The organism is Streptomyces sp. NBC_01116 (genome assembly GCF_041435495.1).
Taxonomy (GTDB): Bacteria; Actinomycetota; Actinomycetes; order Streptomycetales; family Streptomycetaceae; genus Streptomyces.
Map to the genome: position 1 here is coordinate 67489 of NZ_CP108644.1, position 26121 is coordinate 93609.

General features: G+C 68.4%; 19 protein-coding genes and 1 pseudogene. 10 read left to right on the forward strand and 10 right to left on the reverse strand.

Features of this window, described 5'->3' with window-relative positions; all coding sequences use genetic code 11:
• Nucleotides 1-360 precede the first annotated feature (360 nt).
• From uvrA to OG245_RS00325, 4 genes are all read right to left on the reverse strand, one after another.
• Nucleotides 361-2829: an excinuclease ABC subunit UvrA gene (gene uvrA, locus OG245_RS00310; RefSeq protein ID WP_371621512.1), complete on the reverse strand. Its 2469-nt coding sequence runs from the start codon at nt 2827-2829 to the stop codon at nt 361-363.
• Nucleotides 2830-3285: 456 nt separating this feature from the next.
• Complete coding sequence (locus tag OG245_RS00315) at nt 3286-3567, reverse strand: hypothetical protein (protein ID WP_371621513.1); 282 nt, start codon at nt 3565-3567, stop codon at nt 3286-3288.
• A 52-nt stretch (nt 3568-3619) separates the two neighbouring features.
• Nucleotides 3620-4753, reverse strand: coding sequence for an erythromycin esterase family protein (locus OG245_RS00320; protein WP_371621514.1), 1134 nt, complete (start codon nt 4751-4753; stop codon nt 3620-3622).
• Between the two features lie 620 nt (nt 4754-5373).
• On the reverse strand, nt 5374-6156 hold the full coding sequence (locus OG245_RS00325) for an IS5 family transposase (RefSeq protein ID WP_371621515.1): 783 nt from the start codon (nt 6154-6156) through the stop codon (nt 5374-5376).
• Between the two features lie 108 nt (nt 6157-6264).
• Between OG245_RS00325 and OG245_RS00330 the strand changes: the two genes are divergently transcribed.
• The 5 genes and pseudogenes from OG245_RS00330 to OG245_RS00350 form a co-directional block, all read left to right on the forward strand.
• Complete coding sequence (locus OG245_RS00330; protein ID WP_371621516.1) at nt 6265-7029, forward strand: hypothetical protein; 765 nt, start codon at nt 6265-6267, stop codon at nt 7027-7029.
• Nucleotides 7030-8550: 1521 nt separating this feature from the next.
• On the forward strand, nt 8551-8784 hold the full coding sequence (locus tag OG245_RS00335) for a hypothetical protein (RefSeq protein WP_371621517.1): 234 nt from the start codon (nt 8551-8553) through the stop codon (nt 8782-8784).
• A gap of 819 nt (nt 8785-9603) precedes the next feature.
• Nucleotides 9604-9927 (forward strand): STAS domain-containing protein, encoded by a 324-nt coding sequence (locus OG245_RS00340; protein WP_371621518.1) that lies wholly within the window; start codon nt 9604-9606, stop codon nt 9925-9927.
• Between the two features lie 141 nt (nt 9928-10068).
• Nucleotides 10069-11256, forward strand: a complete 1188-nt coding sequence (locus OG245_RS00345) for a PP2C family protein-serine/threonine phosphatase (protein ID WP_371621519.1) — start codon at nt 10069-10071, stop codon at nt 11254-11256.
• Between the two features lie 128 nt (nt 11257-11384).
• Nucleotides 11385-11550 (forward strand): annotated as a pseudogene (locus OG245_RS00350) (ISL3 family transposase); the annotation flags it as partial.
• Nucleotides 11551-11625: 75 nt separating this feature from the next.
• On the opposite strand, the gene OG245_RS00355 reads toward OG245_RS00350, so the two are convergent.
• The 4 genes from OG245_RS00355 to OG245_RS00370 form a co-directional block, all read right to left on the reverse strand.
• Nucleotides 11626-12144 carry an SET domain-containing protein-lysine N-methyltransferase gene (locus OG245_RS00355; RefSeq protein WP_371621520.1) on the reverse strand — a complete coding sequence of 173 codons (519 nt, stop codon included), beginning with the start codon at nt 12142-12144 and terminating at the stop codon, nt 11626-11628.
• Between the two features lie 532 nt (nt 12145-12676).
• Nucleotides 12677-13078 carry a cyclic nucleotide-binding domain-containing protein gene (locus OG245_RS00360; RefSeq protein ID WP_371627764.1) on the reverse strand — a complete coding sequence of 134 codons (402 nt, stop codon included), beginning with the start codon at nt 13076-13078 and terminating at the stop codon, nt 12677-12679.
• A 554-nt stretch (nt 13079-13632) separates the two neighbouring features.
• Entirely contained in the window at nt 13633-14232 is a 600-nt protein-coding gene (locus tag OG245_RS00365) for an N-acetyltransferase family protein (protein WP_371621521.1), read from the reverse strand.
• Nucleotides 14229-15449, reverse strand: coding sequence for a hypothetical protein (locus OG245_RS00370; RefSeq protein WP_371621522.1), 1221 nt, complete (start codon nt 15447-15449; stop codon nt 14229-14231). The genes OG245_RS00365 and OG245_RS00370 overlap by 4 nt, the downstream gene beginning before the upstream one ends.
• Nucleotides 15450-15568: 119 nt before the next feature.
• Between OG245_RS00370 and OG245_RS00375 the strand changes: the two genes are divergently transcribed.
• From OG245_RS00375 to OG245_RS00395, 5 genes are all read left to right on the forward strand, one after another.
• A complete protein-coding gene (locus OG245_RS00375; protein WP_371621523.1) occupies nt 15569-16072 on the forward strand; it encodes a hypothetical protein in 504 nt (167 codons plus the stop codon).
• Between the two features lie 1222 nt (nt 16073-17294).
• Nucleotides 17295-18614, forward strand: coding sequence for an APC family permease (locus OG245_RS00380; protein ID WP_371621524.1), 1320 nt, complete (start codon nt 17295-17297; stop codon nt 18612-18614).
• 442 nt (nt 18615-19056) lie between these two features.
• Entirely contained in the window at nt 19057-20421 is a 1365-nt protein-coding gene (locus tag OG245_RS00385; protein WP_371621525.1) for a tryptophanase, read from the forward strand.
• Complete coding sequence (gene tsrT / locus OG245_RS00390; RefSeq protein ID WP_371621526.1) at nt 20418-22118, forward strand: tryptophan 2-C-methyltransferase; 1701 nt, start codon at nt 20418-20420, stop codon at nt 22116-22118. Before OG245_RS00385 ends, tsrT begins: the two co-directional genes overlap by 4 nt.
• A 188-nt stretch (nt 22119-22306) precedes the next feature.
• Nucleotides 22307-22753 (forward strand): hypothetical protein, encoded by a 447-nt coding sequence (locus OG245_RS00395; protein WP_371621527.1) that lies wholly within the window; start codon nt 22307-22309, stop codon nt 22751-22753.
• A gap of 325 nt (nt 22754-23078) precedes the next feature.
• Here OG245_RS00395 and OG245_RS00400 read toward each other — a convergent pair whose 3' ends face one another.
• Nucleotides 23079-23789, reverse strand: coding sequence for a response regulator transcription factor (locus tag OG245_RS00400; protein ID WP_371621528.1), 711 nt, complete (start codon nt 23787-23789; stop codon nt 23079-23081).
• A gap of 70 nt (nt 23790-23859) precedes the next feature.
• Nucleotides 23860-26076, reverse strand: a complete 2217-nt coding sequence (locus OG245_RS00405) for an MMPL family transporter (protein WP_371621529.1) — start codon at nt 26074-26076, stop codon at nt 23860-23862.
• Nucleotides 26077-26121 lie beyond the last annotated feature (45 nt).

The following is a 26121-nucleotide window of genomic DNA, read 5'->3' on the forward strand; positions in this document are numbered from 1 at the left end:
GCCGTCGACGAGCACTGCCCGTCGAGAAGGGCGAAGGTAGCTACGGTAGCCGCTCTGGCCGGTCGGGCGTAGGAGGGAGAGCAGCGGCACCAGTCGCACCGGCGGGGACCCAGCCTCAGCTCTTCAGAACCATCACGCTGCGCCGAGGCTGTTGCAGTCCATCGGCAGTGGTGCAGGACGGCGCGGACCCGATGCCGATGATCTCTGGTGTGCGCCGTGGGATCGGCCAGTCCCTGCACCCGCTGCGGCCGCTCGTAGGCGCCAGTCCGCGCCAGGCCCATGCAATCCGTGTCGCACCGGCCTGACAGCGTGCCGAACGCTCGACGGGCTGCAGGGGCCTCTTGTCCCGGCTTCTTCTGGTCAGGGGCGCGCGAGCCTGGCCGCGAGATAGGGCGCGGTGGCGCTGCGGCGGGCCTTCGCCGCCTTGGCAGGCGGGCCCGTCGCGACTACCCGCCCGCCGGCGTCGCCGCCGCCCGGCCCGAGGTCGATGACCCAGTCGGCGGTGACGATCGTGTCCAGGTCGTGCTCGACGAGGACGACCGTGTTGCCCGCCTCGACGAGCCGGTGCAACTGTCGCAGCAGCAGTGCGACGTCCGAGGGGTGCAGTCCCGCCGTCGGCTCGTCGAGCAGGTAGAGCGCGTGACCGCGGCGGGCTCGCTGCAGTTCGGTGGCCAGTTTGATGCGTTGCGCCTCACCACCGCTGAGCTCCGTCGCGGGCTGCCCCAGCCGCAGGTACCCCAATCCCACCTCGCGCAACGTCTCCAGACTGCGGGCGGCGGCCGGGACGGCGGACAGGAACTCGGCGGCGTCGCCGACGGACAGCGCCAGTACGTCCGCGATGTTCTTGCCGCGGTAGGTGACTTCCAGCGTTTCGGCGTTGTACCGGGCGCCCTGGCAGGTCGGGCACGGCGCGTAGGTACCAGGTAGGAACAGCAGTTCCACCGCGACGAATCCCTCCCCCTGGCACGTCTCGCACCGCCCTTCGGCCACGTTGAAAGAGAACCGGCCGGCCGAGTAACCGCGCGCCGTGGCCTCATCCGTCGCCGCGTACAGTTTGCGCACTGCGTCGAACATCCCCGTGTACGTGGCCAGATTGGACCGGGGAGTACGGCCGATGGGCCGTTGGTCGACCCGGACCAGCCGGTCGAACGCCTCGACCCCCGACGCGTCCTGGACGTCGACCTCCAGCTGCGCCTCATCGGGCTCCTCGGGTACGAGGCCGAGGTGGCTGCGGACGACCTCGGCGAGCACCTGCGTGACCAGTGTCGATTTCCCGGAACCGGAAACGCCCGTCACCGCCGTCAGTACGCCCAGCGGTACGTCGACGGACACGTCGTGCAGATTGTGGCGGGAGACGCCGCTCAGGTGCAGCCAGCCGTCCGGTGTGCGCGGCCGGTGATCGAGGGGTTTGATGCGCCCGAACAGGTGCTGGCTCGTGGCCGATTCCTCCACCTGCTCAAGACCGGCGACGGGGCCGCTGTACAGCACGCGCCCGCCGCCCTCGCCCGCGCCGGGGCCGATGTCGACCACCCAGTCCGCCCGCCGTACGGCGTCCATGTCGTGCTCCACGACGAACAGCGAGTTACCCGCTGCCTTGAGGCGGTCCAGTACGTCCAGCAGCGGTTCCGCGTCAGCCGGGTGCAGGCCCGCGGAGGGTTCGTCGAGGACGTAGACGACGCCGAACAGTCCCGAGCGCAGCTGCGTGGCGATCCGCAGGCGCTGCGCCTCGCCGGGCGACAGAGTCGTCGAGCGGCGCCCGAGGCTGAGATATCCGAGGCCCAGGTCGAGCAGTACGTCGACCCGCGCGACCAGATCGCTACAGATCCGGACCGCGGCCTCGGTCGTCTCGCCGGATCGGGCCGTCGATGTGGTGGCGTCGACCTCGGACCGCCCTGTGACGGGCCGCAGCAGTGCAGCGAATGCGGTGAGCGGCATCGCGTTGATTTCTGCGATGGAACGTCCGGTGAAGGTCACAGCGAGCGCCTCCGGCCGCAGTCCGCTGCCGTGACACTCAGGGCACGGCACGCTCCTGACGAACCGGAGCGCCCGTTCGCGCATCTTCTCGCTCTTGGAGTCGGCAAGGACGTGCATGACGTGCTGGCGGGCACTCCAGAACTTGCCCTGGTAGCCGTAGTCGACGCGGTCCTCTTCCGGCTCGATGTACACGGAGGGCTGCTCGTCGGTGTACAGCAGCCAGTCCCGGTCTTTCTTCCTCAGCTTGCGCCACGGTCGGTCGATGTTGATTCCCAGGCCATGGACGACGCTGCGCAGGTTGGCGCCCTGCCAGCCGCCCGGCCAGGCGGTGATTGCCCCGTCACGGATGCTCAGTGAGGGGTCCGGGACGAGCAGGTCCTCGGCGACGTCGTGGACGACTCCCAGTCCGTGGCATTTCGGGCATGCGCCGGCCGCGGTGTTGGGTGAGAACGACTCGGCTTCCAGCCGAGCGGCCCCGGGCGGATAGGTGCCGGCGCGGGAGAACAGCATACGCAGCAGGTTGGACAGCGTGGTGATGGTGCCGACCGTCGAGCGTGAACTGGGCGCCCCTCGTCGCTGCTGCAGGGCCACCGCCGGTGGCAGTCCGGTGATTTCCTGCACGTGCGGTGCACCGACCTGTTGCAACAGCCGTCGGGCGTAGGGTGCTACGGACTCGAAGTAGCGCCGCTGCGCCTCAGCGTAGAGCGTGCCGAATGCGAGCGAGGACTTGCCGGAACCGGAGACGCCGGTGAAGGCGACCATCATGTCCCGCGGAACGTCGACATCGATGTTCCGCAGGTTGTTCTCATTCGCACCCCGGACATGGACAAAGGGGTCGGTCGCGTCCTTGTTCACTATTCCTGAGTACCTGATCGCGCCGGGAACCGCGCGACAGGCACCATCGGGCTTCGCTCGCCCGAGCGTCCGAATCGCTGTTCGGAGTCTGCCGTTGCCTGACGTGCAGCGAACACGATCGATCCGTCCTCCCAGGTTGGAAGCACCGGACGGGTAGCCGGTGGCGCGGTAGGCAGTACAGACGTGAGCGGGTGTTCGCGGTGACCCACGCGATCGTGACCCTGGTAGCGAAAGCAGCCCGTGCTGGACATCGAGGAGGTCTGGCCGCGTCGCCTGTACCTGGCCGGCGCGTGCCTGCCTCCCGCGTGGCGACGAGGCCCGGTTCCACGGTCTTCCAGAACGGGTGGGTGGTCACGACTCTGAGTGATGCTGGTCTTTGGTGCAGCCTGGGCTGTCCGGTCTGGCAAGCCGGTGGTGGAATCGAGCTGCTTGTCTGCCTTCCGCGCCGACATCGGTTCAGCCGACCAGGGCAGATGGAGGGCGTCCATCGCCCCTGGTGTGAAGGTGCCGGAGAAGGCCATCAGCAGGGGGCCGCTGGGTTTCGGTCAGGTCGTCGGCGAGCGTCCTGAAATCCTGGGGCATGTCGACCACGGCCCGGTTCTCCATGACGGCCGCCAGCTCCCGCCGCATCCGCTGCCGGCATTCGATGTCCGCAGCGCGTTCGGCGTCCAGGTCCCGAAGGATCTGCCGTGCCTTTTCGACACCGCTTTCGACCGATGGGACGTCCGCGAGGGCCACGCCGAAGCCGGTCAGTCTGCGGATACGCAGCAGGCGGACCGGAACAACGCAGTCATCGGAGCGGGAATGCCTCCCGAACTTGGTGCAAATGGATAAGGATGTCGTAGGCCTTGCTGATGGCCAAGGTAGGAAGCGGGTCGTCCTTGAAAGATGAGCCGGCGTCGTAGACAGGGCGTGCGATGGAGAGCCAGTCGCGGGCTGCGGTGGGGAGTGTACGCAGGTCGAGGTAGTAGTCGCGGTGGCGTACTCGATCAAGGAGGTACTCCTGCATGTCCGAGGTGGCCGGGGGCACAGTGACCTTGCTCCATGCGCTGCCGAGCGTGGTGGCCGTGAGGAAGGAACCGCGGTTGAAGGTGAACCCGATGGCGGTGTAACGCAGCCCCATGGCCTCGCGGAGGTAGACCCCCTGTGTCTTGGGGTACATCACGGGATCGGTGGACAGATAGCCGACATGCCCGTTGTGCGCCGACAGCAGCATCTTGTGGCCCGTACGGCGATACCACCAAATAATGTTCGCGGCCATCGCTTCGTCGCGGAGGTGCTCCGCATCGGAGACAGAGCGAGGATCGGACAGGTCGAGGGAAGTGAATGCGAAGGTTTGGGCGATGTTCCGGGCGTGCTGCTCCGCCCACACGTATGCGTCACCACCGGCGCCCTTGGTCGCAACGACCAGATCGAGTGCCTCCTGCGCGGCAGTGGCGTCGCGGAGTCGTTCAGCGCGGGGCTTGGCGAGGTAGGCGAAGACGTTGTGCATGGGGCGCAGGTTTTCGTACAGAGCTTCGAGTCGCGGGGAATCCCGAGGCCGGGTCACACGAATGTACGAGACGACACGCGCGAAGATGGCGTCGCCCAGCCTGGGTGCTCCGATGTCGTTGCCCATGAAGTGAACGCGTCGGCCAGGCTGCCTTTCATTATGTCTGCGCATCCAGGTGAGAAGGCTGACGAACTCCTCGCGCTCCCAGGGCGATCCCGCCAACGCCTCCCTAGCAACGGACCGGGCGTCGCCAGGACCGCCCTGAAGGTACTCGTCGATTTGCAAGCCTGCTGTCCAGCTCATTTCCAGCGCGAAGGCGAGGAAGCCCTTCTTCTCGACAAGGTAACGGAAGACACGTTCTTTCATGGCGAAGAACTCGTGCGAGCCGTGCGTGGCCTCTCCAAGACCGACCACCTCGGCGTCGCCAATCATCAACCCCAACATTTGGAGGTCATGGCAACGTCCGTGGGGCTCCGTGGGTCTAAGGGGGTGGGAGGCTCCTTCCAGGGCTCTCCGGACAGCCGCCGACTCGCTGCTCGGCCGCCTGACCACAGGCGCGGACAGTGCGGGTGGTATCGCGGAGTGTGCGGATGCTGCGGGAACAACTACCGCCGAAGCGGCGAGTGCGCTGGTGGCGGTGAGCAGCCTGCGGCGGCTGATCATCTGGTCATTCGTGGTCATCCTGATCACTCCTTGGTGCATGTGGCCCGCCTGGGCAGTGGAATGATCATGTCGCGGGTTACCAAGGTTCTCACTGGGGCTGACCCCCAGCTTTTTGCGGGGGTTACCCCACTAAGGCGTGTATCAGAAGTGCAGTGAAAGGGCTGTGCCGTCCTTGGCGCAGCTCATAGCCTTGTGGGAACAGGAGGTGCGGGATGTATCGCGTGTACGGGACGGCGAAGGGGTCTCCTGGCGACGAAGACTGGGAGCTGATCCTGGAGACGCCGGATGCTGTTCAGGCCATGAAGTCTGTTCATGAATCCGAAGGAACGTTCTGGCGACGACTCACAGAGGATGACCAGGTCGTCCTTGACCAAGTCTAAGAGGACGTCTCACGTGGCGAGTTTCGCAAGTCTTTTGTAGCAGGTCAGGGCTGCGGCGAGGCCGAGGAAGGCAAGGAAGTGGCTGCTCTTTCGTTCGTACCGGACGGTGAGTCGGCGGTAGCCGAAGAGGCAGGAGATCGACCGCTCGATCTTCCAGCGGTGCCGACCGAGCTGCTCGCCGGACTCGATACCGGGACGAGCGATCCGCGCGATGAGGTTCCGGCTGCGGAGCCAGCGGAGGTGCTCCGCGGAGTAGTACGCCTTGTCCGCCCGGACCTTCACCGGCCTTCTCCGACGTGGTCCGCGCCGCGAGCGGACGGCGGGAATGCCGAGAATCAACGGCTTGAACGCCTGGCTGTCGTGCACGTTCGCCCCGGATATCGCGACGGCCAGCGGCAGGCCCTGGGCCTCGGACAGCACGTGCAGTTTGCTGCCCTTCTTGCCGCGATCGACCGGATTCGGCCCAGTCAGCGAGCCCCTCTTTTCGCCCGCACCGACGATCGCGGACGTCCAGCCCAGCTCACCTCTGGCACCAAGCTCGTCCAACACCGCCCGGTGCAGCCTGCGCCACAGCCCGGCCTCGGTCCACGCGGTGGACCGACGGTGCGCGGTGGCCGGCGAGACACCGAACGACTCCGGCAGATACCGCCACGCGCACCCGCTCGTCAGCACGTACACCACGGCCGCGAACACTGCCCGCTCGTCCACCGGAGCAGTACCCCCGCCCTGCGGACGGGACGTGAATCTCGGTAACAACGGAGCTGTCAGCTCCCACAGTTCATGCCGCACCACCGAAGCGCCACGTGAGACATCCTCGTAGTCCGAGTGCAGGCCCGGTTGGTGTGCCGACGAGAACCTGCGTCTTGCGGGCCGCACATCGCGTCATCGATCGTCGTATCCATGGAGATGCTGATGACTTGCCTGGTCTCACTGGCCAGTGTGAACATCGTGCTGGGTCTGGCGACTCGGCCGTGGCGGCGGTCGGTGGAGGCTCGGATGGTCCGGCAGGTGCGGGCTTGGCCGGGACTCGACGCGTATCACGCGGACCTGTTGAGCACCCCCGAACCGCTGTGCTCAACTGACCACCAGCCCGGCAGACTACTGCTGAACTCCTCTCGCGCAGCCTCGGTGGCCGTCCGGCTGATGAGTGAGGACAAGCTGCTCGACAGGCACAACATGAAGCTGGCGGAGACTGCGGCTGAGCCGGCCCACCCGGTCACCGCGGCCGCATTCCGCGCCATCAGCCGTTACCAGACCGTCGGCGGCCGCCCACGCGTTGGCGACATCGGCCGCGACCCCGTCTTCCAGACGGCCGTCCGCACTCACCTGAACGACCTCTTCATCCATGCCCCCGCTACCCGCCGTCACTTGGGCACCACGATCAACAACCTGGCCCTCTGGTGTTACGGCCTCGGCGCGGCGGCCCCCGCCGTGCACGCCTTCTTCATACTGCGCCGCACCGAGCACAGCGACCCCTACGTCCTCCAGGGCTCCTTCGTGTTGGCCTCGCTTGCCTTCGTAGCGGGTCTGATCGTGCTCACAGCCCAGGCCGGCAACACGTGGCACCCTCTCGAAGACTCGGAAACCCCCATCGCACTCAAAGAACTGGCCCCTCCCAGCGAAGACCCCGCGGTCCTCGCCGAAGGCACCGGGGAGAACACGTAGGAGAGCTCTCCGAGCGCCAGCGCGAGCTGACCCTGGAACACGAACGACAGGCTCGCCTCGCCAGAGGGTCCGCAGCATGTAGACGGGCGCAGGCCGAAGCCCATCGTCAACCAGGCCGAGTTCGCCCGGGGCTACGGGATCGGATGAGACGGCGGCTGACTTCGTTGAGAACGGTCACCTGCCTGCGTCCTGTGTCATGGATCGGGTGGGAGCCACCCCCTCGTCCGGTCACCGGAGTGGAGTCCGCCGTGCGGAGTGGCCTCCGCTCGGTGGGTTCCATCGGGTGGGGGTGTCCGTTTCGCCCCTTGACCACCCTTGACCGCCTGATCTGTCCGCTCTCCGAGTGACTCCCGGTGGGCTCCACTTCCACTCGGTGCCACCGGGGGTGGGAGTCACCCGACGCGCCACTGCGGCTCCACTAGCCTCGGACACTGCCCGAGCGCATCGAGTGGACGGCGTAGCCCTCGTGGCCACTCATCCACGGCAGCGGCCGCGCCCGGTGCGCCGCCGGCTCGCCCGGCCCGAGGGGTACTGCCGTGAGCGGGAACGTCGCTGGACGGCTGGTGGCTTCGGCACCGAATAGAGCGCTGTGCGCAGCCGGGCCGCGTCGGCGAGCTGCACCAGGCGCTCACGCTGCGCAGGTGACAGGTTCGGCAGCATCGGGGCAACCATGAGGTCTCCGTGCTCGAAGGAAGCGGTCCCCCGCACCCACTCTGCTCCTGGGTGAAATCGGCGGTGGCGGACCGGTTGCGTCCCGGCGTCTGGCCCGGTGACTTCGCCGCCCGTCCCGCCCGACGGGCCCAGGCGGCCTCTCACGGCTGGAGTCCCTGGTGCTGGCCGGGCTGCTGGTGCTGCTGCTCGTGCTCCTGGCGGCGCTGGTCGACCGGTCCCGACGGGTCGGCGGCCGCGGCCGGGGATCTCCCGCTCCTCGATGGCGCGGCGGCGGGCGTTGGCCTCTCGGGTGAAGGCCGCGAACGGTTCCAGGTTCTCCGGTGTGCGCAGCCACGTCTCCGGGTCGGTCGTACGGCCCTCCAGGTCCTCCGGTGTGCGTGACGTCGCCGGGCCGACCGTACGGCCCACCAGGTACTCCTCGGGCATCGCGGCCTGCTGGCGGCGGCTCGTTGGGCCGGGGTGAGCGCGGCATCCAGGCCCGTGAGGTCGACTGCGTACGGCGCGTCCGACGTCCGGTCGGGCTGGTGGTCGCCGGAGTGCGCGGCAGCCGTCGCTGCCGGGGCGTCGTCCTGCGGGTCGGGCGGCGCGGATCGCGTTCTGGACGGCGAGGCTGGCGACCCGGGCCCGCTCGTACCGGCCGTGTTCTGGTATAGCTGCCGCCACCCGTCATGTAGCAGAACGTGATGGTCCTGGGGTGCGGTTCAGCGCTTCCCGTCCCGTGGAGACGGAACAAGACCGGGGCGAATCGGCTGGGCTTCGTCTTGATGCTGAAGTTCCTCGAGGTCAAGGCGCGCGTCTGTTCCCCAGCTCGACCGGTACGTCCAGGTCTTCCGCCAGGTCGACCCGCTGATGGTGGAGAAGATCCACACCATGCACCCCGGCCCCCAGGAACTGTGGAACTTCGGCCGCGTCGCCGCCCGCACCCTCGGCCTCCGCACCCTCTGGGCGGCCCTCCCTCACCGCGAACGCGCCCAGCTTCTCACCGACCCCGCCGGCGTCATCACCCAATTCGCCAAGGAAACCGCCCTCAAGCACACCGGCAGAACACCCGAGCGCGGATTCGCCGTCTACACCGCGAAATAGACAGAGGGGCGTCAACGGCATGTTACGCGCGCCCGCTGCCCCGTGCACGAACCACGCGCTCCCGCACCCGCCCAGGACGCTCAGGGAGCACACGCGACCGCGCTCGCTCCCTGAGCAACCCCAGCGCGGGCCGATGCGATGTACCGCCTGCATGAGAGCGGGCTGCTTCAGGCATCCGCTCCGGGGTCCAGGAAGACCGGGGTGCCACGCCCCTGCTCATCCCTCCTCCGCGTCAGCCGGTCCCAGTCACGGCCCATCGCGGATGCAAGGGACAGGTACCCGCGGTCCTCAAGCCCGCGGTCGCCGGCATCCAGACCGGCGGCCGTGAAGGAGTCGCGGACGATCCCCCCGGCCTGAAGGAGGTTGATGTGCCACCCGCCGCGCGTTGCGGGGTAAGCCACCGCGTACCAGGGCGCCGGAGTCGCCCGGACCGCTTCCAGCACCTCCGGCCCCCAAGGCACTGCGGGCTCGGGCACAGCAACCTCGCACGGGACCGGCACGGGTGAAGGTGCGGCCGGGCAAGGCGGGGCGGGCACGGGAGGCACGGCGGGCGGGGCGGGTAAGCGGCTCATGATCCGGAACCTAGCAGCACACCAGGAGGCTGGTCAGAGGACTTTCGGACGGCCTGCCGGGCACTGGCCGGGTGCGTGGGCCCGGGCGCCGGGCCATGATGGAAGGTGGATGAGGCTCACGGCGCAGCCGGATCTCCACTCGATCGCGTTCGCCCGACCGTCCCGCCCGGCATCCCTTCGCGGCGGTGGGGCCCGGACCAGGCGCTTCGGACGCCTCCGCGGGACGTCACGGGGTCATACTTGCCCCATGACCTCTCCTGCCAGCCCCCACCACCCCGGTACCGGGCCCCTGCCCGTGATCGCACCCCAGGGTGACTTCGACTACGGCACGGTGCCCTGGCTGCAGGAACAGATCGACGCTGCCGCCAACGAACACGGCGGAGTGATCCTGGACGCGGGAGGGATCACGTTCATCGACTCCACGGTCCTCACGCTGATCCTGATGACCCACCAGCGCACCCACTTGCGCATAGCCAACCTGCACCCCAGACTGACCCGCCTTTTCGGCATCTACGGCATCGACAACGTCCTGAACCTCTACCCGACCGTGGACGCCGCCCGCACCACCTGAACCGTCACGCCCATCGCAGCCCCGCAGAAGCAAGGACAGGCAATGGGGGCAGAGGGCAGGGACAGGTAATGTCGTCGGGCTGTTCGACCCCGGCACGTACTCCCTGGCGGTCGGAACCCCCCTGTAACGCTGGAGGCTGTCGTGTCGCGGAACCGGATCGCGCTGTCCGAAGTGCTGGCGGCGGCGGAGAATGCCGCACCGGTGGAGTCCTTGGACGTGGTGGCGCGTAATCTCCGTGCCCGGTTCGGTGCCCGATACGTGTCGTTCCTCTTCGTCGACGTCGTCGGCAGGCGCCTACTGCGGGTCAACGACACCGCCGCCGCCGAGCCCGAGGACGACCGCGCCGAACAGGTCCCCCTCGCCCGCAGCAGCATCTACGACGACGCCCTCCGAACGCAGAAAGTCGTGCATGTCGCGGAGGGAACGGAGGGCTTCCGGGTGCTGGCCCCGGTCACCAACCGCGGCGACACCATCGGCGTGCTGGAGCTGTTCCTCCACCAGGTGACCGAGGATGTGCTGATACAGGTTGAGGACGCCGCGCACGCACTGGCCTACATCATCGTCACCGACCGGCGGTTCACCGACCTCTACCACTGGGGCAACCGCACCACCACCGTCAGCCTGGCAGCCGAGATCCAGCGCCAGCTCCTGCCCTCCGCCCCCTCCTGCGAAGCACCCCAGTTCACCCTCGCCGGCGCCCTGGTCCCGGCCTCCGACATCGCCGGCGACACCTACGACTACAGCCTCGACCACGACACCCTGCACCTGTCCGTCACCGACGCCATGGGTCATGACGTCGACGCCTCCCTGATCGCGACCCTCGCGGTCAACGCCTCCCGCGGCGCCCGCCGCTCAGGAGCCGACCTCGCCGAACAGGCCCGCCACATTCATGAGGCCCTCCTCGAACACGGGCAGCGGACCTTCGCCACCGGCCAGCTCCTGCGCATCGCCCTCGACGGCAGCCGCACCCAGATCGTCAACGCCGGCCACCCCCGCCCCCTCCGCCTCCGCGACAACACCGCCGAAGAACTCCGCCTGGCGGTCAACATGCCCTTCGGCGTCGCCCTCCAAGGCGCCTACCAGGTCCAGGACATCGACCTGCAACCCGGCGACCGCCTCCTCCTCCACACCGACGGCATGCAGGAACGCGAAGCAGAAGCCGTCGACCTGACCGCACTCCTGCGACAGACCTCGGCCGAACACCCACGCGAGGTCGTCCGCACCATGGTCACCGCAGTCGCCGACGCCTACAACGGACACCCGCCCAAGGACGACGCCACCGTCCTCTGCCTCGACTGGCACGGACCCCGAACCCACCACAACAGCTAGACAACACCAACGCCCCGGCCAGACCCGCGCGGTCGCGCAGCGACCGCACGAGCCCGTCGGCAGGGGACTGCAGGACGATCGGCTCCGTCCCGTAGTCGGTGGTGACGACAGGTGACCTGACGGCAATGGTGCATTCCGGGCTCTCGGCGCCGGGCATCGAGGATGTGCCGGATGACGGTGGGGGCCCGGGTGATCGCGCGGACTCGAGATGTTCCAGTGCCCTGCCCGGTCTGCAGGGTGGTGACAGGGAAGGTGCACGGGTATCACGTCCGGACGGATGTGCCGGTGAATGGCCCCCTGAGCGGCCGCTTACGGCAGCCCGCGGTCAACCCGGGGACACCGGGTCGTTTGCTCGTGGCCGTGCAGGTCTCACGCCGCACGGCCGGGCGGACTACCTGTGTCAGTCTCGGCGGCCGGCCGGGGCCGTGCGGCCTGGTGGTCGATCTCGATGAGATAGGGGGCGACAAAGCCCTCGTAGTCCGCTTTGCGGCGGGCCGGTAGATCCTGCCAGCCGGTGATACGGCCGCGGCAGTTGTGCGAGCCGCACCGACAGTAAGCGGCGAAGTAACCGACCGCGTAGTTCCGCATCGCGTAGTCGAAACTGATCTCGTGTCCGGCTGCGATGGGTGCGCGGGCGACGTAATCGTGAGCACCGCTGGCATTGAGGCGAATCCCGCAGTTCGGTTCACACGAGTGGTTCACCTTCGGGACGAGCCCGCCGTGCAGAACGAAACGTTGTGCACCGACCTGGGAGGCATGGGAGTGGTTGCGGTCCAGTTCACGGTCGATGACACCTACCATCACCGTCTCACCGACCCGGAAGGGCCGGGTGGCGAAAATGCCTTCTCCTTTGCCGGGGGTTCCCCGTAGTTCGAAGCCGTCATCCATCGTCGCCTGCTCTCTGCGGGATCAGTATCACCCCGCGGGTGATCAAACTGCGGGCACGGCTGAATCGACCCACCGCCAAGGGGCTCCTCGACCGTGGTCTACCGATCCTTGCACCACACCCGACCGGCCATGGCCTTTTCACGATCACGCCCTCGCTGGTGGCAGTACCGCAATCGTGATGCGCAGACACGTCGCCGCCCGCCACCGGTCTCCGGCCGTGGCCTGCCTCTGCGGCTGGGTCTCAGCGGATCAGACAAGACCCACCGGACGGGCAGAACTCCGCAGCCCAGCTCCCACCGGGACGACCCGCAGGTACGGCTCCAGAGGAATGAATCGCCCATGAGGCGACAGTGAGCCGAACCCAAGCGAACGGCGGCGCAGCTCGGTGTCGGCCGGGGGCTGAGTTCACGGAAAGCCGCGTGGCGGACCCGCTGCCCCCGAACCGTGCAGTCGGTGAGGGGAGGACTCCGTTCACCGATGGACGCGCATGCTCGAACTTCGGGTGTTCACCGACGTCACGCTGCAGCGCTGTTCAGACGTTGTCGACGTCGCCGTGAAGGGCGTACGCGTCGAGCAGCCGGACCCGGGTGCCCTGCAGACGGTAGGCAAGCACTGATGTGACCCAGTTGCCGATCAGGGCACCGAAGGCCGGGTCCGCGTCCATGGCCATACGGACAGTGACTGCGTTGAACTCATATGCTCGTACCGGTGTTTCCGCCTCAGCGCTGTTGTGCCAGGTGAAGGGCCGAAGCAGCCAGGACCAGCCGACGAGTTCACCGGGCCCGAGCCGTTCGATGAGGGCCGGTCCCCTGCCGGGGACACGCATGTCGAGCGTGACGGTGCCGGATCGCACGATCCAGAAACGGTCGGCGGTGCTGCCTTCTTCGAAGAGCCGAGTGCCCTCGGCGAAGTTGACCTCGTGGCCGTGCTTCATCAGCCGTTCCCGATCGGGCGTCGCAAGCGTGTTGGCCAGTCGGGCCGGGGAAAGGGTACGCATCGAGGGCCTCCGTTCGTTCCCCCTTCTCCAGTGTCCCTCGTGAAGAGCCGGAGCGGCCCAGGCCGAACAGCCTTCAGATGATCACGCAGGCCCGCCGCCGTGAACCCGAGAAGCGCCACAATCCCCGCAGCCGCGGTCGGCCCGGCGGGGTTCGGCAAGCCTGGCGAACTCCGTCTCCCGGCTCTCCCCTCAGACATGCGGCATCCGAGGCGCCTGCCGGGCGGCGGGGCTCGCCGAGGACACCGTCTTGGCAACCAAGCCGGACCAGGCCACGCCGGGCGCCGACCGTGTCCGGGCCCCACTCGGCCCGGCCCCCGAAGTCGCCGTGCGCAGTGTCGATGCCGGTGTCCAGGACATACACGTTCACGCCCGTCCCGTCCTGCGGCTCGTAGTCGTAGGCGAGCCTAGCCAGGCTGAGCCTGGCCCTCTGGTCGATCCGAGCCAGACCCCACGGCGCTGAATCCTGAACTGCAACCACGCCTCGTCCTCCCCTAGTGACTTTCCGTCACGCTTCGCGTGTGTGGCGAGGCAGGCCAGACGCCTGGGGCAGACCGAGCAGCATGGCGTGGAAGGGCGGGGCGTCTGGGAGGCGGGGGCGTAGGTCTCCGAGGGTGGTCCAGCCCCCATGACTGGTACAGGGCGTGGACTTTGGGGTGGTCCTGGTCGACGAGGAGCGTTGCACGCTGTTCGCGGCGGTGGGTGAGCAGGGTGTCGTGGAGGCGGCGGGCGGTGCCGGTCTTGCGCCACGGTTCACGGACCATCAGTTCGGAGAGTGCGTAGGTGCGGGTTCCGGTCTCGGCAGTGGTGTCGGCGGGGAGGTGGGTGAGCAGTCCGCCCCACCAGCGTGACCGCGGGGGCAGGGGTGCTCCGTAGGCGTAGCCGACCGGCTGGTCGCCGTCGTAGCCAACGACGCAGCTCCAGCCGGGTCGTGCGGTCCAGTGGTCGAGTCCTTCGGCGAAGCGGTCCGGGGAGGCGAACGGGTCTGTTCGTGCGGCGGCCGCGTAGACCTCGGTGTACACGTCGAGGAGCAGCGGGCGCAGTGCGGGTGCCTGGTCGCCGGTGTAGTGGCGTATCTCTATGCCGGTGGTCACGGCGTCTCCTGGGCGGTGGCGAGGTGGCGGTGGACGGTGGCGAGGCGCTGGGCGATGCGGGGGCTGCTGACCGCCGCGGTGTCGACCGTCGCGGCGGTGGCCTTGGCGCTGGTGGTGTCGCCCTGGGCGAGCTGGAGCTGGGCGAGCTGGATGCCGTAGTAGGCGCGGTTGCGGTGCGTGGAGGGGCCGAGCAGGTGCAGGGCCTGGGCGGTGGCCTTCTCCGCGTCGGGCAGTCGGCCGGTGGCGCGGTGGGCGATGGCGGCGAGTCCGGCGATCTCGGCGGCGTCCAGGAAGCGCAGCCAGGGTGGTGGGCGTGCGGTGGTGTCGAAGCGGTCGTGGGCTTTCTGCGCGGCTAGGAGGGCGCGTGCGCAGGCGCTGTGGTCGCCGAGGCGGGAGTGGAGCAGCGCTGCGATGCGGGGGTCCTGGCGGGCGTGGCGGGTCTGGAGGGCGGCGCGGTTGATGGTCAGGGCTTCGCGGTGGCGGCCTTCGGCGCGGTATTGGAGGGACAGGTCGGACCAGGCGCGGGCCTGTGCGTGTCCGTCCTTCGCGAGGACTCCGGACTGGAGGGCTGCGGCGTGGTGGAGTCGGGAGGTTGCGTTGTCGCCGGAGTCGTAGGCGGCCCAGCCGGCGGATGAGTGCAGGCCGCTGAGCGCGCGGTGCAGGGCCTGCTCCACGCGAGGGCCGTAGGTGTAGTAGTCGGCCGTTTCGCGCAGTCGGTCGATGTAGGTGGTGGCGACGGTCGGGAGGGCGCCGCCGCCGATCGCGGTGAAGTGGGCGTCGAGTCGGCCGATGGTCGTGGTCATGCGGTCGATGTCCGCCATGGTCAGGCGCCCGCGCACCGGGGTCTCCTCCAGGCGGAGCGCGAGGGTGAGGGTCGCGGCGGTGGAAGCGGTCAGGAATGCGCGGCGTTTCACGGGTTCCTCCTGCCCTGGCCGCACCGAGGAGGGTGGGGCGGGCAGGCGGCTGGTGCGGCCGCGCGGCACGAATCCCATGGCCTCGGGCGGCCGGTCGAAAATCTCGGCGAGAGGCAGAAGGTAGCGGCCGGTCGGCCACCGCACGGTGCCGGAGATCCACCGGCGTACGTCCCGGTCGGTGGCCGCCCCGGGGCGTCCGAAGATGCGTCCGGAGACCCGGTCGACCTCGTCGGCCAGGGACCGGTGGGTGAAGCCGTACTCACCGAGCAGCACGGTGAGGGTGGTGTTGGTCGGTGTGGCCATCAGGCCCCCGGGTGGCTGCTGTTCGAGACGGCGACGGTAGTCCAGGCATCTGGTTCCGCGCAGGTAAAACTGTCCGCCTCCCCTCTGGTAACTGCCCGCGTTCTGACCTGATCCCACCCGTGTGTGAACGCGTTGTCTGGGAGAGGGCCATCGGCCACCACTACATGCAATCGGGAGAGCGCCATGCCACCACCGAGCCGCCGCACCTGCTGGGCGGAAGCCACCGCGGACCGGCGGACGCTGCGGCGCCGGTCGTCGGGCCAGGCACCGCGGTCGCGCTGTACGCGGTCGCGCCACTGCGCGGCGTCGAGCACCTGGTCCTCGACGACCTCGCCGCCTACGCCCAGGACCGGGGCTGGGTCGTCCCGGCCGGCTGCGCCGTCGCCGACGGCGGGCCGCTCGACCAAGCCCCGAGCTTACGGGACGGGTGGCAGCAGGTACGGGCAGCAGCAACCGGCCGCCTCGTCCACGGGCTGGTCGTCCCCTCCTTCGCGCACATCGCCTACCGTGCCGCGGACTGGGACAGGGAGCGCGCCTGGCTGCTGGAGCAGGGGCTGTTCGTCCTCGCGACCGACCCCACCGAACTCCAGTCAGGCCTGAAGCCCGAGGAGCTGAGGGCATGAGCAGCACCGTGGTGTACGACCCTTCGGGTGCGGTGACCGGCGGGCTGCCGCTGGACCGTGCCCCGCACCTCGCGCTCGTCGTCGCGGTCCTGGCCTGGGGCCCCACCCCGGCCGGCGTGCGGGCGGCGGACTCTGCCCAGATCGGCCTCCAGCTCACCGGACACGCACGGTGCGTGGCCGCCGACCTCCGCCAGCGGTACGAGGCACTCCCCGCGGACAGCGAACTGCGCCCGCTGACCATGGCGGTGCTGCGGGAAGCGGTGAACCGCCTCTCGACCGACTCAACGCCGCACCGACCAGCTGATCACGGGCAAGCCGGGAGATCACCACCGACGAAGAAAGGTCTAGACCTAAAGGTGGCGGGTAAACGGAGTGGAGAGCCCCGGGGCGCCCCACAGGTTCCGCCGGACAGCCCTCCGGCAGGACACCGCCCCGGGGCTCACCACCGCAATCACCTCCACGCACCCCCGAACATCCGGTGGGCCGGAGCGGTGCGGGTGAACGCGCGCCGGGGCTGCTGCCCGCGGCCTCAGGCACGGTGCCGGTCGGTGCCGTGTGTGCCAGGGCGGGCCGGATCGGGTACTCCACACCCCGGCCCTGACCCGCATGAGCACGTACCGCACCCCGGGACGGAGGGCCCGGCCGGCGGCAGCACCGCCGGGCCCTCGGTCACTGCGCGCTCGGGGCGGCGCGGAGCGCTGCCCCGAGCGGCCGGGCGGTCCCGCCGTGGGGAGCGGAGCGCGGCGGCACGTCAACCGCCCGCCGCCGCCGATGGCTGTGAAATGCGCGTCGAGTCGGCCGATGGTCGCGGCGACGCGGTCGACGTCCGTCATGGCGAGGCGCCCGCCCCCCGAGGCCTCCTCCTCTACCTGACACTTCGGCCCGCAAAACTGGCCCCTCCGGCATGACGCCCGCGGCCCAGTACCCGGGCCTCGATCTGAAGTGTGACCCGTGCTGTCCACCATCGGTGGGCCGACGGCCGGATCACGGCGCGCCATCGTGGATGAGCTGGTAGGCGTCGAGTTGGCGGTCGGCGAGCCGTCGCTTGTCCTGCCGATGCAGAGGGCCGTCGTGGTCCAAGTCCGGGCGGCGAAGGAGCGTTCCTCGGATGACTTCAATGTCACCCGATCAGTTGTTTGGGCGGCTGGCTGTGTCGGTCAGCTCTCGCAGTCCTGCAGGCATACGCTGTGTTGCCTCACGTCGTGCCACGGAACGGGTGAGCATGAGCAGTCGCACGCAAGACGGCAGGGAACTGCCCGGGACACCGCTCAATCGCACGCTGACCACACCGCTTCTGTATTTCTTCATCCTGGGCGATGTACTGGGCGCTGGCGTCTATGTGCTCGTGGGGCAGGTGGCGGCGGAGTCCGGGGGTGCGGTGTGGGTTCCTCTGGTGGTGGCCCTTGGGCTGGCTCTGCTGACGGCTTCGTCCTATGCGGAACTTGCCACGAAGTATCCGCGGGCCGGTGGTGCCTCGCACTACACCTTGTTGGCCTACGGTCCCTTTGCAAGGTTTTTCACGGGTTTCTGCATGCTGGCAGCTGGCATCGTGTCCGCAGCTGGTCTGGCCCGCGGGTTCGGTGGGGATTACCTCCGTATCTTCGTCTCCCTGCCTGTGGCTCTGGTGGTCGTTCTGTTTCTCGGCTCCCTTGCTCTGCTCAACGCCCGGGGGATCAGCGAGTCAACCCGGGTCAACGTGGCCGCGACCGTCGTTGAGGTCGGAGGCCTGGTGTTGGTGGTGGGCCTCGGTGTGTGGGTGGTGCTGCGCGGTGACGGTGATGTGGGACGGTTGGCGCAGCTGGGTACGGCCGAGAACGCTCCGGCCGCCGCCGTCTTGAGCGGATCTCTCCTGGCCTTCTACTCCTTCGTCGGCTTCGAGACGTCGGTCAACGTCGCCGAGGAGACGCGTGAACCCCGGCGTTCCTATCCGCGCGCTCTGTTCGGCGCTCTGGCCACGGCGGGCGTGGTCTACGCGCTGGTTGGCGCTGCGGCGAGTTCTGCGGTGTCGACGAGTTCACTCGTGCGGTCTAGCGGCCCGTTGCTCAGCGTCGTGGAGATCGCGGGCGGCGTGCCGGTTCAGCTCTTCAGCGTGATCGCTTTGATCGCGGTGGCCAACGGTGCGCTGTTGACGGGGATCATGTCTTCCCGGCTGGCGTACGGCATGGCTCGTGACGGGTTGCTGCCGCAGTTCCTGGCGAAAGTGCTGCCCGGCCGGCGCACCCCGTGGGCCGCCATCGCGACCACAACGCTGCTCTCTGTGCTGCTCGCGGTGACGGGGGACGTAGCCACGCTCGCCTCGACGCTCGTGCTGTTACTCCTCGTCGTCTTCTTCCTGGTCAATACAGCCGTCCTGCGGCTGCGCAACGACACCGTTGCGCGCGACCACTTCACCACCCCGACCAGCATTGCCGTGCTCGGCGCTGGTTCGTGCGTACTCCTAGCCACCCAGTTCGAGGGACAGGTGTGGGTCCGGGGCTTGCTTGTGCTGGCCGTCGGCGCACTGCTCGCCCGGGTCGCCACCCGCGGACACCACGGCAGGTAGCGCAAAGGCCCACGTCTGTTTTTTGAGGTAACACCTCAGCCTCACTTCGCACGGATCAGAATCCTTAGAGGGCAGAGAAAGGACATTAAATTTTGCGTCAGCACTCCAACGAAAGAGGAGACGGATGCAAAGTATGACAGCGCCACCCCGACGTGCAGGATCAGCTATCAATTATGCGTGATCGTTCAACTGGATGCTGCACCTTCGATGTGAGGGGAGCGTTGAGCGCACCCAGACCGCGCACGAAGGGAAACGGAGCGTTTCTACTGGTCACGACGATTTACAGGATCGCGGCTACGCCGTGACGCGACATCTCCGGCAGGTGATAGGCCCAGATCAGGCGTACATTCGAACGGGGAAATTCATACCTACCCCTGCACCTTACCCGTTGGGTGCCATCACCCCTATCCGGGAATTCGGTTCGGCGGATTGGAGTGCGACAATGGAACCGTTTCGCATAAAAGCCGTGGAGCCTATCCCCATGCGCACCACGGAGGAGCGGCAGCGGATACTGGCCGAAGCTGACTACAACATTTTTCGGGTGCATTCCGCTGACGTCACGATCGATCTGTTGACCGACTCGGGGACGACGGCGATGTCGTCGAAGCAGTGGGCGGCCATGTTCTTGGGTGACGAGTCCTATGCGTGGGCTTCGTCCTATGAGCGGTTCGAGCGTGCCGTGCGGGAACTGACGGGCTTCCCGGAGGTCATTCCCATCCACCAGGGGCGTGCGGCCGAGAGGCTGCTCTTCACCGTCCTGCTGCGTCCCGGGCAGATCACTGCTGCCAACGGCCACTTCGACTCCACGCGCGCCAACGTCGAGCAGGTGGACTGCCAGGCGGAGGATCTGCCGTGCCCCGAAGCCGCGGAGCTTGTGAGCGAGGCGTCTTTCAAGGGCAACATCGATCTCGGCCGGCTGCAGAAGCTGCTGGTCGGACCGGACGGTGAGCAGGTGGCCGTAGTGATTTTGACGGTGACCAACAATGGGGGCGGCGGCCAGCCCGTGTCGTTGGAGAACATCCAAGGCGCGCGCGAGATATGCCGTCGGTACGAGATCCCGCTGCTGCTGGACGCGTCCCGGTTCGCCGAGAACGCGTATCTCATCATCACGCGGGAGCCCGGCCAGCAGAACCGCACCCCACGTGAGGTGGCGCGGGCGATGTTCGACCTCGTGGACGGCTGCTGGGCCTCGCTGAAGAAGGACGGCATGTCCAACACCGGCGGCCTCATCGCTCTGCGCGACGCGAAGACGGCCGCGCGCTGCCGGGAGCTGCTGACCATCTCGGAGGGGTTCCCGACTTATGGCGGCCTCGCGGGGCGGGACCTGGAAGCCTTGGCGCAGGGGCTGCAGGAGGTCACCGACCCCGCTTACCTGGCGCACCGGGCCGATACCGCGGCGTGGTTCGCCGGCGCGCTGACGAAAGCCGGGCTTCCCACACTGCGGCCGGCCGGGTGCCATGCCGTCTACGCCGATGCCGGACAGCTGCTGCCGCACATCCCTCCCGAGAATTTTCCCGGTCAGGCGCTGGTCTGCGAGTTGTACCGCCTCGCGGGGGTGCGCACGACCGAGTTCGGGACGCTGGCCTTCGGCCAGGACGGCGGGCAGGCGCCCAACGAACTGGTGCGCCTGGCACTGCCGCGCCGGGTCTACACCCGTTCGCACCTGGAGTACGTGGTGGACGCGGTCGGAGACGTCGTGGGCCGGGCCAGGGAGCTGACCGGCTTCACGATCACCGGTCCGCAGCCGCCCATGCGCCATTTCACCGTCAAGCTCATCCCGCTTCAGGAAGGCAGGGACTCCCCGTGAGCAGCCTGATCACCCTGATCAACCCGAACAAGGTCCATCCCCCGATCACCCCGTACGCGCTGGACGTCCTGACCACCCAGCTGGAACAGCACGGCTACACCGCTGACGTCGTGGACCTGTGCTTCACGCGGGATGCCTGGCCGGAACTGCTGGAGGAGTACTTCACCTCGCACCCGGCACCGCTGCTGGTGGGCATGTCTGTCCGCAACACCGACACCCTCTACGCGCAGCAGCAGCGCGTCTTCTTGCCCGAGCACCGGCAGATCGCGCAGAAGATCCGCTCGCTGACTCCAGCACCCCTGGTGGGGGGCGGGGTGGGATTCAGCACAATGCCCTTCGCGTGTGTGGACTACCTCGGTCTGGAGTACGGCGTCAAAGGCCCCGGGGAGCGCATCCTGGTGGAACTCGCCGACCGGCTGGCCGCCCGCGCCGACCCTTCCGCGGTGCCGGGCCTGCTCGTCAATCGGGGGAACGGAAGGGTGACACGCTCCTCCACCCCGGACCCGGACACCGCTCTGGGCGGCGTGGGCGAAGTCGGAGCCGGCCAGTCACGTGCCTGGCAGGTCGACACCGATTCCTCCTACACCCGGCGCTCTGGGGACCGCTGGAAGGTCGACAACCTCGGCTACTACGAACGCGGCGGCCTGGGAAACATCCTCACCAAGAGCGGCTGCCCCTACGCCTGTGCGCACTGCGTGGAACCAGACGCCAAGGGCACGGCCTTCGCGAAACGGTCCGTGCACGCGGTGGTCGACGAACTGACCGAACTGGTCGACCAAGGCGTGCGCGACGTACACACCGCCGACTCCGAGTTCAACCTCGCCATCGCGAACACCAAAGCAGTACTGCGCGAGATCAGCCGCCGCAAGAACAGCTCCCCCGCCTCCCCGCTGCACCAGTTGCGCCTGTGGATCTACGCACAGCCCAAACCCTTCGACGACGAGTTCGCCGAACTGCTGGCGGCCGCCGGATGCGCGGGGGTGAACGTGGCCCCCGACCACGTGCGCGACGACATGCTGGACGGCTGGAAGGTCACCGCCAAGGGAACCCGTTACTACACCTGGTCCGACACCGAGAACCTGGTGAAGCTCTGCAACAAGTACGACATGGCCTGCATGGTCGAGGTCCTGGCAGGGATGCCCGGGGAAACCTGGCCGACCCTGCGCGAGGCCATCGACCGCACCCTGGCACTGGACGCGACCGTCTCCGGGTTCAGCCTCGGCCTGCGATGCTTCCCCTATCAGCCTCTGGGCCAATGGCTCGCCGAGCAGAGCGCCGGCGTACGGCACGTACCCGGAACCCAGTCGGACACCGCCACCGAACCCATCGTGCTGCGCACCGCCGACCAGTGCCGCTCCCCCGTGGAATACGAACGGCAGTTCATGTTCCAGCCCGACGGCACCGTCCGCCCGGTGTGCTACTTCTCCACCGGGCTCCCCGAAGACCCCGCCACCATGGCCGACCCCGCCGGACGCTGGCTCCACACCGTCCGGCTGATGTGGGACCACATCGACCCCGCCGACTACCCCCGCGTCATGCTGCCCACCGCACCCGGCAGCTCCAAGGACGACAACAACTACGCCGACAACCCCTTCCTCACCGCGCTCACCGCCCTGGGATACCGCGGCGCGTTCTGGGCGAAATGGCGAGAGCGCGACGCCATCCTCACCGAAGCGAAAAGGCGCGGCATCGCCTGACCCCCTGGTCTCCGCAGTCGTACGCACACCCTCACCGCTACTCGGCCTTCCAAGCGCGCCCGCCCCAGTACGCATGAAGGCAACTGACCTCTCTCCTAGCGAGAGTTGACCTGTTTCCACGCTCTCCCGACTGCCGCAACAGCAGTTATCCGGGAGCAGGCCCAGCACACCGCGATGGAGAGAGCCCCATGCCGCCATTATCGAGCAAACGCACCACCTGGCACTCACTGCTGAATCCGCTGACCAGACGCAACCGCAGCGCCCCGGCGGCCGAAGCCGCAACGCTCATCGGGCAGTGCCCCGCCGTGGCTCTGTACGCCGTAGTGCCACTACGGTCCGTCGAGAACTTGGTCCTGGACGACCTTGCCGCCTACGCGCAGGGCCGGGGCTGGATCGTGCCGGCCGGGTGCGCGGTCGCCGACACCGGAAATCTCTCCCAGCACCCCGAAAGCCGGAGCGGGTGGAACCGGGTGCGGGCACTGGCAACCGGCAGCCTCATCCAAGCGGTGGTGGTCCCCTCTCTCACACACATCGCCTACCGCTCGGCGGACGGAGACCGCGAACAGGCCTGGCTGCTCAGGCAAGGGCTTCTCGTCATCACGACCGACCCCGCCGAATGGGATCGGAGCCCATGACCGCCACGGCGCAGACCCCGCGCCCAGGGCCCGTGGACCGGCCGTCGCGTGGTCAGGCGGCTCGCGCGGTGATGGTGCCGAAGACGGCGAGCCAGGTTCGCCTTGTTCGGGCTGCGCTCCTATGCGAGCCACGCCATCGAGGTGGGGGGAGACGTGGAGCCCGGCCCGGTCCATCGCCTCGTATCCGGCATCGGATGGCGCTCGTCGCATGGGGACCGCGTTCCCGGCCGGGCGGGGCGGAGCGTCGTTGGGCGGTTCTGAGGAAGCTTAACCAACTTCGCGCTGGGGACTCCTGCCCACTGCCACCGGCACGCCCGCCTCCTCATCAAGAGGCCTGGGCAGGGCGGGGAGTCCGAGCACGGCTCTCGGCGTCTGTAGCCCTTGTGACGGCCGGATTTCCTGGGGTGATCAGGCGGCTTTCGTAGGCGAGTGCGACGAGCTGAGATCTGCTGGACGCTGCGAGCTTGTGCATGATCCGGTTGACGTGTGACTTGATGGTGAGGGGGCTGACGTCGAGTGCCTTGGCGATGGCAGTGTTGTCGGGCTGCGTGGCGATGAGCGTGAGCACTTCGCGTTCGCGCTGTGTCAGTGGAGTCAGTGTTCCGTGGTCGCTGTTGGGCTGGATGCGGCTGATAGGCGGCTGAGCTGTGTGGGCTGGTGCGGGTGAGATGACCATGGCACCGCCGCAGATGGCGTCGAGTGCGGTGAGGAAGTCGTCGGGTGCGAGGTAGGGGCCGAGTACGCCGGTCACTCCAGCACTGGTGAGGAAGGGCAGTTCGGCCGGTGTGACGTGCCCGAGTATGGCGACCCGGGTGCAGGCGGTGGCGTGGAGCAGTCGCATCTGGGCTGCGGCGGACGGGCCTCGGTTGAGTTCCTGCGTGTCTACGAGTAGAAGGTCGCAGGTGGTCAGTCCGGTCAGGGCATCGGTGAGGGTGGCTGTTTGGGCTGGGTGGGCGAAGGCGGGGGACGCGGCGATGACGCGTGCGTAGGCGTCCCGGACGAGAGTCGGGCCGCCCGTGAGGAGTACTCGGTGCATCGGCGGCGTCCTTGGGGCAGGGGGCGGGCCCGCGGTGCCGTGGCGGCCGCGGGCCCGTGGGGTGGTGTTGTCAGTGGTTGTGGTGGGTGGAGTTGGCGTAGGCCGGTTCCGGTGCGGTGGGGGTGGCGGGGGCGTGCTTGGCGAGCTTCTCGCCTTCGATGTCGACGTTGGGCAGGATGCGGTCGATCCAGGCGGGCAGGGACCAGGCGCGCTTGCCGAGAAGGGCGAGGGCTGCCGGGATGATGGTCATGCGGACGACGAACGCGTCGAAGACGACGGCGACGGCGAGGCCGAATCCGAGTGATTTGATCATGGCGTCGTGGGAGCCGACGAAGCCGGCGAAGACGCTGATCATGATGAGGGCTGCGACGGTGACGACGGTGGCGCTGTGCTTGAAGCCCGCCTCGACGGCGGTGCGGGCGTCGGCTCCGTGGACGTATGCCTCGCGCATGCGGGTCACCAGGAAGACCTGGTAGTCCATGGCCAGGCCGAAGACGATGCCGACCATGAGGACGGGCATCAGGCTCATGACGGGGCCGGTCTGTTCCAGGCCGATGAGGTCTTTCAGCCAGCCCCACTGGAAGACCGCGACCAAGGCTCCGAAAGAGGCCAGGACGGAGAGCAGGAACCCGAGGGCCGCCTTGAGGGGGACCAGGATGGACCGGAAGACGAGAATCAGCACGAGGACAGCCAGGCCGACAACGAGGGCGAGGTAGGGCACGATCGCGGCGCTGAACTTGTCGGAGATGTCGATGTTGAGCGCCGTGGTGCCGGTAACGAGGGAGCGGGCGCCGGTGTCGGGCTGGAGGTCGCCGGCGAGGGTGCGGATGTCGGTGACAAGGTTCTTGGTTGCGTCGCTGCCCGGTGCGCTCTTGGGGATGACGGTGATGATCGCGGTGTCGCCGCTCTCGTTGAAGGCGGCCGGGGTCACGGCGGCCACGTCCGGAAGGCCGGCGAGGGACTTGCCCAAGACCTCGGCGCCGCCGCGGGCGACGGCCGGGTCCTGGTCGTCGACGGTCACGGTGAGAGGGCCGTTGAATCCGGGTCCGAAGGACTCGGACAGCATGTCGTATGCCTTGCGCTGAGTGGAGGAGGTGGCCTTGGAGCCGTCGTCCGGCAGCCCGAGTTCAAGCTGGGTGGCGGGGAGGGCGACCACGCCGAGAGCGGCCACGGCCAGGAGAAGCATCCGGGTCGGATTGCGCAGGACGTGGGAGATCCAGCGCTGTGCCAGGCCTGGCTTGGCCGGGTCGGCCACGGGTGCGGGCTTCTTCCGGTTCTTGCCGCGGACGCGTTCTCCGGCGAAGCCGAGGAGGGCGGGGACCAGGGTGGTGGCGACGAGGACGGCGATGACGACGGCGCCTGCGGCGGCCAGGCCCATCGCGGTCAGGATGGGCAGGTTCACCACCGCGAGGCCCGCGAGGGCGATGACGACGGTCAGCCCGGCGAACACGACGGCGGAACCCGCTGTGCCGTTCGCGCGGGCGGCGGCCTCCCGGGCGTCGTGGCCGTCGGCGCGCTCCGAGCGGTAGCGGGAGACGATGAACAGGGCGTAGTCGATGCCGACGGCGATGCCCAGCATCGTGGCGAGGGCCGAGGCGTTGCTGTTGAGGTCGAGTGGGCCGCTGAGCGCGGTGATGGCGGCCATGCTCACCCCGACTCCGACGAGAGCTGTGAGCAGGGGCAGGCCTGCGGCGATCAGGGACCCGAAGGTGATGAGGAGGATGACGGCTGCCAGGGCGAAGCCTATGGCCTCGGCGGTGTGGCTCTCCTCGGGTGTGGCCAGCGCGGTGCCGGATGCTTCCACGGTCAGACCCTGGTCGCGGCCCGATTCCAGTGCCTTGTCCAGGCCGGTGTGGTCGCCGTCGGTGAGGTCGGCGTCCGTGGCGGTGTAGGCGACCTGGGCGAAGGCGGTGGTGCCGTCCGCGCTGAGTGCTTTGGAGGTGAAGGGGTCGCTGATCTGCCCGATGCGGGACGAAGAGTCCTTGACGCGGGCCAGAGTCGCTTCGAGAGCGGCCTTGTTCTCCGGGGTGCTGATCTTCTCGCCGTCGGGTGCGCGCAGCACGACGCGGGCGGTGGCTCCGTCGGCGTTGGCTGCGGGGAACTTCTCGCCCAGGAGGTCGAAGGCGCGTTGGGCCTCGGTGCCGGGCAGGGTGATGCTGGAACTGGCGGGTCCCGAGCTGGTGGAGGCGCCGATTCCCACGGCGCCCAGAGTGAGCGCCCAGAGGAGAACAACCAGCCAGCGCCGCTTGAACGCGGCCCCGCCGATCTTGTGCAGGAAAGTGGCCATGAGGAAGATGCTCCGGGTCGAGGGTGTTTTCGGACGTGAGGTGCC

Coding starts and splice junctions, on each gene's coding strand:
- OG245_RS00320 (WP_371621514.1), bottom strand. CDS start 4,753: ATGATTGGCGACGCCGAGGTGGTCGGTCTTGGAGAGGCCACGCACGGC.
- OG245_RS00330 (WP_371621516.1), top strand. CDS start 6,265: ATGGAGATGCTGATGACTTGCCTGGTCTCACTGGCCAGTGTGAACATC.
- OG245_RS00335 (WP_371621517.1), top strand. CDS start 8,551: ATGGTGGAGAAGATCCACACCATGCACCCCGGCCCCCAGGAACTGTGG.
- OG245_RS00340 (WP_371621518.1), top strand. CDS start 9,604: ATGACCTCTCCTGCCAGCCCCCACCACCCCGGTACCGGGCCCCTGCCC.
- OG245_RS00355 (WP_371621520.1), bottom strand. CDS start 12,144: ATGGATGACGGCTTCGAACTACGGGGAACCCCCGGCAAAGGAGAAGGC.
- OG245_RS00360 (WP_371627764.1), bottom strand. CDS start 13,078: ATGAAGCACGGCCACGAGGTCAACTTCGCCGAGGGCACTCGGCTCTTC.
- OG245_RS00370 (WP_371621522.1), bottom strand. CDS start 15,449: ATGGCCACACCGACCAACACCACCCTCACCGTGCTGCTCGGTGAGTAC.
- OG245_RS00380 (WP_371621524.1), top strand. CDS start 17,295: ATGAGCAGTCGCACGCAAGACGGCAGGGAACTGCCCGGGACACCGCTC.
- OG245_RS00385 (WP_371621525.1), top strand. CDS start 19,057: ATGGAACCGTTTCGCATAAAAGCCGTGGAGCCTATCCCCATGCGCACC.
- OG245_RS00395 (WP_371621527.1), top strand. CDS start 22,307: ATGCCGCCATTATCGAGCAAACGCACCACCTGGCACTCACTGCTGAAT.
- OG245_RS00400 (WP_371621528.1), bottom strand. CDS start 23,789: ATGCACCGAGTACTCCTCACGGGCGGCCCGACTCTCGTCCGGGACGCC.
- OG245_RS00405 (WP_371621529.1), bottom strand. CDS start 26,076: ATGGCCACTTTCCTGCACAAGATCGGCGGGGCCGCGTTCAAGCGGCGC.